10 protein-coding genes are annotated in these 6,930 nt (G+C 60.8%); all 10 read left to right on the forward strand.

Annotated features, from left to right (window positions below):
• Nucleotides 1-60 precede the first annotated feature (60 nt).
• The 10 genes from nifB to AC5ZG5_RS34540 all read left to right on the forward strand — a co-directional run bounded on the left by nifB (nucleotide 61) and on the right by AC5ZG5_RS34540 (nucleotide 6,757).
• Complete coding sequence (nifB, locus tag AC5ZG5_RS34495) at nucleotides 61-1,617, forward strand: nitrogenase cofactor biosynthesis protein NifB (RefSeq protein ID WP_456645367.1); 1,557 nt, start codon at nucleotides 61-63, stop codon at nucleotides 1,615-1,617.
• A 12-nt stretch (nucleotides 1,618-1,629) separates the two neighbouring features.
• A complete protein-coding gene (locus AC5ZG5_RS34500; RefSeq protein WP_028169012.1) occupies nucleotides 1,630-1,854 on the forward strand; it encodes a YfhL family 4Fe-4S dicluster ferredoxin in 225 nt (74 codons plus the stop codon).
• A gap of 340 nt (nucleotides 1,855-2,194) precedes the next feature.
• A complete protein-coding gene (locus AC5ZG5_RS34505; protein WP_456645366.1) occupies nucleotides 2,195-2,731 on the forward strand; it encodes a tetratricopeptide repeat protein in 537 nt (178 codons plus the stop codon).
• Nucleotides 2,721-3,494, forward strand: coding sequence for a 4Fe4S-binding leucine-rich repeat protein (locus AC5ZG5_RS34510; RefSeq protein ID WP_456645365.1), 774 nt, complete (start codon nucleotides 2,721-2,723; stop codon nucleotides 3,492-3,494). Before AC5ZG5_RS34505 ends, AC5ZG5_RS34510 begins: the two co-directional genes overlap by 11 nt.
• A complete protein-coding gene (locus AC5ZG5_RS34515) occupies nucleotides 3,491-3,811 on the forward strand; it encodes a nitrogen fixation protein NifZ (protein WP_456645364.1) in 321 nt (106 codons plus the stop codon). Before AC5ZG5_RS34510 ends, AC5ZG5_RS34515 begins: the two co-directional genes overlap by 4 nt.
• Complete coding sequence (locus AC5ZG5_RS34520) at nucleotides 3,808-4,047, forward strand: nitrogen fixation protein NifZ (protein ID WP_456645363.1); 240 nt, start codon at nucleotides 3,808-3,810, stop codon at nucleotides 4,045-4,047. The genes AC5ZG5_RS34515 and AC5ZG5_RS34520 overlap by 4 nt, the downstream gene beginning before the upstream one ends.
• Before the next feature lie 15 nt (nucleotides 4,048-4,062).
• Entirely contained in the window at nucleotides 4,063-4,422 is a 360-nt protein-coding gene (locus tag AC5ZG5_RS34525; protein ID WP_456645416.1) for a DUF3024 domain-containing protein, read from the forward strand.
• Nucleotides 4,423-4,456: 34 nt separating this feature from the next.
• On the forward strand, nucleotides 4,457-4,726 hold the full coding sequence (locus tag AC5ZG5_RS34530; RefSeq protein ID WP_456645362.1) for a DUF6129 family protein: 270 nt from the start codon (nucleotides 4,457-4,459) through the stop codon (nucleotides 4,724-4,726).
• Between the two features lie 11 nt (nucleotides 4,727-4,737).
• Nucleotides 4,738-5,925: a DegT/DnrJ/EryC1/StrS family aminotransferase gene (locus AC5ZG5_RS34535; protein ID WP_456645415.1), complete on the forward strand. Its 1,188-nt coding sequence runs from the start codon at nucleotides 4,738-4,740 to the stop codon at nucleotides 5,923-5,925.
• A 382-nt stretch (nucleotides 5,926-6,307) separates the two neighbouring features.
• Entirely contained in the window at nucleotides 6,308-6,757 is a 450-nt protein-coding gene (locus tag AC5ZG5_RS34540; RefSeq protein WP_456645361.1) for a Rieske (2Fe-2S) protein, read from the forward strand.
• The last annotated feature ends 173 nt before the right edge of the window (nucleotides 6,758-6,930 follow it).

A 6,930-nucleotide genomic window follows, 5' to 3' on the forward strand; every position in this document is an offset into this window, starting at 1 on the left:
GGCCATGGCACGCGAGTTGCAAATCTTCTTTTCAGTTTCCGCTGCAGGGAGAATGGAAGGATGAACGTATCAGCGCCGGACGAAGCAAGCTCGGCAGGGAGCGCGGTCGACATTGGCACGGTCATGCAGATCGCCGCGCGCAAGGGCTGCGGGAGGTCCGGCAGGGGCAAGGCAAGCTGCGGCTCGCAGGCCGGCCAGGGTGATCTGCCGACCGAGATCTGGGAGAAGGTCAAGAACCACCCCTGCTACAGCGAAGCAGCGCATCATCATTACGCCCGCATGCATGTTGCGGTCGCGCCTGCCTGCAACATGCAGTGCAATTACTGCAATCGTAAATATGATTGCGCTAATGAATCGCGCCCGGGCGTGGTGAGCGAAAAACTAACGCCGGAGCAGGCGGCGAAAAAGGTGCTGGCGGTCGCCTCCACAATTCCACAGATGACTGTGCTCGGCATCGCGGGGCCCGGCGATCCCCTGGCCAATCCGAAAAAGACGTTCAAGACGTTCGAGCTGGTGGCCAAGGCTGCTCCCGACATCAAGCTGTGCCTGTCGACCAACGGCCTGATGCTACCCGACCATGTCGACACGATCGCCCGCTTCAAGATCGATCATGTCACCATCACCATCAACATGGTCGATCCCGAAATCGGCGCCAAAATCTATCCGTGGATTTTCTACAACCACAAGCGCTACACCGGCCTAGAAGCCGCAAAGATCCTCAACGAGCGCCAGCTGAAAGGCCTCGAGATGCTCACCGAGCGGGGCATCCTCTGCAAGATCAATTCGGTGATGATCCCGGGTATTAACGATCAGCATCTGGTCAAAGTCAACAAGGCGGTCAAATCGCGCGGCGCGTTCCTGCACAACATAATGCCGCTGATCTCCGCGCCCGAGCACGGCACGGTGTTCGGTCTCAACGGGCAGCGGGGGCCAACCGCGCAGGAATTAAAGGCACTGCAGGATGCCTGCGAGGGCGAGATGAACCTGATGCGGCACTGCCGGCAGTGCCGCGCCGACGCTGTCGGCTTGCTCGGCGAGGACCGCAGCGCGGAGTTCACTACCGAGAAGGTTATGGCCATGGACGTCAAATATGACTTGCCGATGCGCAAGGCCTATCAAGCCAAGATCGAGCAGGAGCGCGTTGCCAAGCTTGCTGGCAAGCAGGAAGAGCTCGTCGAGCTTGCCAGCAAAATGAGTGACATCAAGCCCATGGTTGCTGTGGCGACGAAGGGCGCGGGCGTCATCAACGAGCATTTCGGTCACGCCAAAGAGTTCCAGGTGTACGAACTCTCCACGACGGGCGCCAAATTCGTCGGCCATCGCCGCGTCGATCACTATTGCCGGGGCGGCTATGGCGAGGAGGAGCGCCTTGCCACTATCGTCAGCGCCATCAACGACTGCCATGCGGTATTCGTGGCCAAGATCGGCGGCTGTCCGAAAAGCAATCTGTTGAAGGCCGGGATCGAGCCAGTCGACCAATACGCCCATGAGTTCATCGAAAAATCAGCGATCGCCTGGTTCAAGTCCTATCTGGAGAAGGTGCAAAGCGGCGAAATCCAGCATACCGAGCGGGGCGAGGCGGCGATCCGCCAGGGCGCACTGATTTCGGCCGCCTAAGGGGGAAGGTCAATGCCGTTCAAGATCATCGCCTCGCAATGCACGAGCTGCTCGGCTTGCGAGCCCGAATGTCCCAATGTCGCAATCTCGGAGAAAGGCGGAACGTTCGTCATCGACCCGAAAAAATGCACCGAGTGCGTCGGCCATTTTGACGAGCCGCAATGCGTCGCGGTGTGCCCGGTCGATAACACCTGCGTCTTGGACACCTCGTTGCCGCGCTACCAGGCGCGCGCGTAAATAGGGGCCGATCCCATGACCTTTACGCTGGCGCCCAGCGCTGAAAAACTCGCGATTTTCGCGCTGCGCACCGCTGGCCTCAGCTTCCGCCTCGCCGTTACAGGCGGTGGTTGCTTGGATTTGTCCGCCAAGACAGGTGTTGCGCCGGCACCTCGGCCCGCTCAGCAAGGCCTCGAGCGGAACAGGCTAAGATTGCCTCAATTCGGGAGCCGCTAATGCTTGGCGGTGTCACGATCGATTTGACCGACACTGCTGCGCAGAGCGGGCCGATCTTCCAAGAAGCAGGTGTGCTGCTCCAGCGACACCGCAAAGGCTGCCCATTAGAACAGGAAAGCTGCCAATGAACCTCGCTGGGGCCGGCAATCCGCTGTCCGGGAGCGAAGGGGCGCTGATTGCGCGCACGCTACTCGGCGAAGGCCTGCCGCGCGAAGCCGAGGATCATCTGTGGCAGGCCGGGCTCCTCTATCACGTGGATGCGATCGCGGAAAGGCACCTGCACGAAGCGCAGGCGCTAGCGCCGGGCCACACCGCCGTCCTGATCGGAATCTACCGCTTCTATTTCTACAAAGGTCGCTTGGCTGAGGCGTTGGAGGTGGCAAAGCTCTGTATCTCCAAGGCAGCGCGCGAAAACGGTCTCGCTGACGATTGGCGGCGGGTCAGCGCGGGCGAGGCAGCTTTCGATTGCTACGAGAACATCCTGCCGCGCTTCTATTTATTTTCGCTAAAAGCCTACGCGTACCTGCAGCTGCGGCTCGGCAATCTGGATGAAGGCCGCGCGGCCGCCAGCAAGCTCGTGCAGCTCGACCCGACCGACAAGATCGGCGCCAGGGTGCGCCTGGACGTGCTGCAGCGGATGGGTCAGGACGATGACGATTGACATCGATAAGGCCCGCGACTGGCTGGACAACGAGGTCGACTGCGGCACCTGCACTCATATCGGGCTCAGGGCCAGCGGCGGCTGCCGCTTGATGCACGCCTGCGTCAACGACCGCTATGCTCGCCGCATCGACCGCTTCTTCAACTGGAATCCGGCGCTGGCCGACGCCTACATCACCCATCCGCATTTTGAGGTGCGCGCGATCGCAGCCAACCACGCCAGCGTGTTTCTGCTGCCGATGCTGCTCGACGATGCTGAGGCAACCGTGCGCTGGAACGCCGCGCGGCGCCTGCCCAAGCGCTTTGTGCTGCGGCTGCGCAACGATCCTCATCGGGAGGTGAGGATGCGGGTTGCGACCTTGCTGGATGGCGAGGAGCTGGCGCCGATGATCTCGGACCAGGACTATCACGTCCGCCTGGTGGTGGCGAGCCGGATCGCGCCGGCGCTGCTTGGGCGTCTCATGAGCGATGACGAACCCGAGGTGCGCCGCGTGGTTGCGATCCGCGTTCCCAATGAGTGGCTGCTCGGCATGGTCAATGATCCCGATGGCACTGTGCGCCTCGAGATCGCACGGCGGCTGTGTGCGGATTCGCTCAGCATGCTGCGCCGCGATCCGGATTGGCGCGTCCGCTATGAGGTGGCAAGCCGCGTCACGGCGGCCGAGCTAGCGGAATTGACCAAAGACGAGGACTCGATGGTGCAGGAAGTCGCCCGCGCGCGCGAGGCCATCCGGCCCGAACGACCGAGAGAGAGTGGGACATGAGCAACGTCGTTCGCGACAGCGAGGTGGTCGAGTTGACCGGGCCGCCTCTCTTCAGCTTTGGCGAAAAGGTGCGGGCCAGCCGTACCATCCGCAATGACGGAACATATGCCGGCAAGGAGATCGGCGAGATCCTCGTCAAAAAGGGGGAGGTGGGTTACGTCGTCTCAATCGGCACTTTCCTGCAGCAGTTCTACATCTATGGCGTTCAATTTCTCGAAAGCGGCAACCGCGTCGGCATGAAGCGCAAAGAGCTCGAGCCGGAGGTGGGGCGCGATGAGCTTTTGGACCTGCCGTTGCCTGAAGAGGCCGGCCCATGATCGCCTCGAGACTGCCGACATACCAATGGGGCCAGCGCGTCAAGGCAGCGGTCGACCTCATCAATGATGGCTCGTTTCCCAATGCACCGGCCGATGGACTCCTGATCGGCGCCAGAGGGATCGGCGAGATCGTGCGGGTCGGCAGGCATAGGGAAGGCAACGTGCCAATCTATCTCGTCGAGTTCGGCGAGCGGATGGTCGTCGGCTGTCTTGAAGAAGAAGTCACAGTGCTATGAGGGGGGTCTTTGGCGATGAATGCCGCGGTGATGAGAAAGGTAGCGGTCAGGATGATCCCTCACCCGAACGAGCTCGATTGCAAGCGGATCGAGCGCGCCTTAAGCGCGCGCAAGCGCTATCGCTATGTCTCGCCACATGTGAAGGCGGTGAGGGGTGGCTATCTGATCGAGAGTCCCTGCTGCTCTCGCAATATCGACGCCGATGGCGGCCTTATCGATGTCGCGCTGATCCACTACGACATGGTATGCGGCATGTGGAAGCTGTTTCGCAAGAACCACGCAAACGGAATCTGGGAGTTTTATAGCATTTACCACCGGCTGACCTCGGCGATCGAAGATTTGAACACAGATCCCGAGCGGCTGTTCTGGCTATGAAGCTTATTTAGGGTCCAATTATATGGGAGACGCGATGGCGCTTGGCGCAGACGAATTGATCGAAATCGAACGGGTGCTCGCGGCGGCGCAGGCTGATGCAGATCCGGTTCTCGAGTTGCGGCGTCGCTTTCCGCACCTCGCCGTGACACGCTGTGATGCCTCTGACGTGACGGAGCGACCATTCCGGAGTCTTCCGAATTTCGATCTGCATCTGATCGATGGCTGCGATCGCTGCCTAGAGATCACGGCCGATCCGGTGCGGGCGATTGGCATCCTGCTGGCGGCAAGGAGGATCGGACGGTGATCGCCCTTGGACTGGTAGGGCATCGCGACGATGGCACGGACGCGCTCGAGGCCGATTTATCCTTCATTCCGCTCTCAGATCCCGATATCACCTCCGCCGAGCTCTCCGCCGTGGAAGCGCTGCTGTGTTCGCCACGAGTCTCCAATGGGCCCATCACCGAGGCCTTCGAGAAAGCCTTCGCCGCCTACCTTGGGCGCAAATATGCCGTTGCCGTCCCCAGCGGCACCATCGGGCTTCTGCTTGCACTAAAAGCGCTCGGCATCGGACCCGGGCAGGAGGTGATTGCCTCGCCTTATTCGTTTCGCGAGGTAGTGCATGCTATCAGTCTCGTGGGCGCGAGGGCCGTATTTGCCGACGTCGACTATTGGTCGGGAGCCTTGGCTCCGGCGAAGGTCGAAGAGCGTGTCACGGCCAACACGCGGGCGATCATTGGTGGCAACCCCAATGGCCATCCGGCGCCATGGTCGGAGCTGCGCGCGATCGCGCAGCGCCATCAATTGCCGCTCCTGGAGGATTCAACCGAAGCGATCGGATCGCGATACAAGGGCGAACTCGTCGGCCGCTTTGGCGATATCGCCGTGTTCGACTTCGCCCAGCCACTGGCCCTGACCTGCGGCGAAGGCGGCATGGTGGTGACCGACGACATCGACATGGCCGTTGGCTTGCGCCGCCATCGCGCGCATCGGCTGGATGAGCGCTCCTCCGTTGTCGTCAGCAGCGCAGCGCCCCACCAGGCCGGCATGAGCGATCTCACAGCCGCGCTGGGCCTTGCGCAGCTGAAGCGCCTCGAGGAAATCCTGGAGCGGCGCCGGCTCGCCGAACAGCTCTACAACGCGCATATGCAATCCTTTGAGGGTATCAAGCCTCCCTATGTCGGTCCCGATGTGACCGAGGTGAACTGGTTTCTTTATCTCGTCCATCTCGGAACGCGCTTCACGCGATCCAGCCGCGACGCCATTGTCGTTGACCTCCGCATCGAGCAGGTCGAGGCCGCTGCTTATTGCTATCCCTTGCATCTGCAGCGGCATTATTTCGCACTTGGCTATCGTCATGGCGATTTCCGGGTTGCGGAAAAGATCGCCGATCGCGCCCTAGCACTGCCGTTTCACAGCCACCTCACCGACGAGCAGATCGAGTTCATCGTGGAGACGATGAAGGACGCATCCATCAACATCGGCGCTGGCGCAGCAATTTATTAGCAACGAGGAGTTATCAATGCGAGGCGCAAGGCAGGCTTGAATGTCGACATGCACAGGCTCACTGTGGGACAAGATAATCGACGTCATTCACGCCACGTCACTTTTGGCGGTGCTGCAGAACCCGGAGATCGCACTTCCGGACAAATGCAGGGGCAGACCACACGCGGATGCTCCGGCCTGTTCGTCCGGCAAGGCCGCGAGGAACTCTTGAGGGTGGTGCGGGAAGACAATGAGAAGCTCAATGCAATTTGATGTTCTCAGCGGGCCGTCGATGCCTACAAGGAGCTGGTCGGTGGAATTAGCGTCCTTCGGTTGACCGGTACCGCCGTCGATGTCTTTCGCGCAGGAAAATACGGCGCATGAGCAAGGGGAGCAGCGCGACATGGGCAGCCGAGAGATTGATGTGTTCGCCGTCTGCCCCGCCGATGCAATCGAGCGGGGCAGCGCGAGGGGCTTTAGCCTGTCACGGATCGACGAGAGCGGTGAGAGTCGGCCGTTTCCGATTGTTGTGGTTCGGACCGTTGGCAATGATTATCACGGCTATGTCAACCGCTGCCCACATGACGGCGTCTGGCTCAACATCCGTGCGGGCGAGTTCTTCTCGCCCGACCGCGCTTTTCTCAGGTGCGGCCGGCACGGAGCGATCTTCGAGATCGACAGCGGGTTTTGCATCGATGGCCCCTGTAACGGAAGAGCCCTTGAGCCGGTTGCGCTCGCCGTGATCGGCGGCGACGTCTGCCTGTGTGGCGTGAAGCTGGTAGAGGACAACGGCTTTCTCGGTCCGTTCGAGGATGGCGACGAAACCATGGACATCATGATCCATCCAGATTAACAGGCTTGATCTCATGAACGTGGACTTACTCATAGGTCAGAACTATAGGCGACATTGTTGCGGCGTTGGTGTATGCTATCGGCATGAAACGCGACGGGCCGACAACTTGACCATCGAACCCTGGAAGAAATCCGCATGATGGCGTTGGAGCGAGTGCGCGAAGGTGAAAAGCC

Source organism: Bradyrhizobium sp. Ses1 (assembly GCF_059512365.1).

What these genes read in the sequence shown, in the direction of transcription:
- nifB (WP_456645367.1), top strand. Translation starts at nt 61, where the DNA reads ATGAACGTATCAGCGCCGGACGAAGCAAGCTCGGCAGGGAGCGCGGTC.
- AC5ZG5_RS34500 (WP_028169012.1), top strand. Translation starts at nt 1,630, where the DNA reads ATGCCGTTCAAGATCATCGCCTCGCAATGCACGAGCTGCTCGGCTTGC.
- AC5ZG5_RS34505 (WP_456645366.1), top strand. Translation starts at nt 2,195, where the DNA reads ATGAACCTCGCTGGGGCCGGCAATCCGCTGTCCGGGAGCGAAGGGGCG.
- AC5ZG5_RS34510 (WP_456645365.1), top strand. Translation starts at nt 2,721, where the DNA reads ATGACGATTGACATCGATAAGGCCCGCGACTGGCTGGACAACGAGGTC.
- AC5ZG5_RS34515 (WP_456645364.1), top strand. Translation starts at nt 3,491, where the DNA reads ATGAGCAACGTCGTTCGCGACAGCGAGGTGGTCGAGTTGACCGGGCCG.
- AC5ZG5_RS34520 (WP_456645363.1), top strand. Translation starts at nt 3,808, where the DNA reads ATGATCGCCTCGAGACTGCCGACATACCAATGGGGCCAGCGCGTCAAG.
- AC5ZG5_RS34525 (WP_456645416.1), top strand. Translation starts at nt 4,063, where the DNA reads ATGAATGCCGCGGTGATGAGAAAGGTAGCGGTCAGGATGATCCCTCAC.
- AC5ZG5_RS34530 (WP_456645362.1), top strand. Translation starts at nt 4,457, where the DNA reads ATGGCGCTTGGCGCAGACGAATTGATCGAAATCGAACGGGTGCTCGCG.
- AC5ZG5_RS34540 (WP_456645361.1), top strand. Translation starts at nt 6,308, where the DNA reads ATGGGCAGCCGAGAGATTGATGTGTTCGCCGTCTGCCCCGCCGATGCA.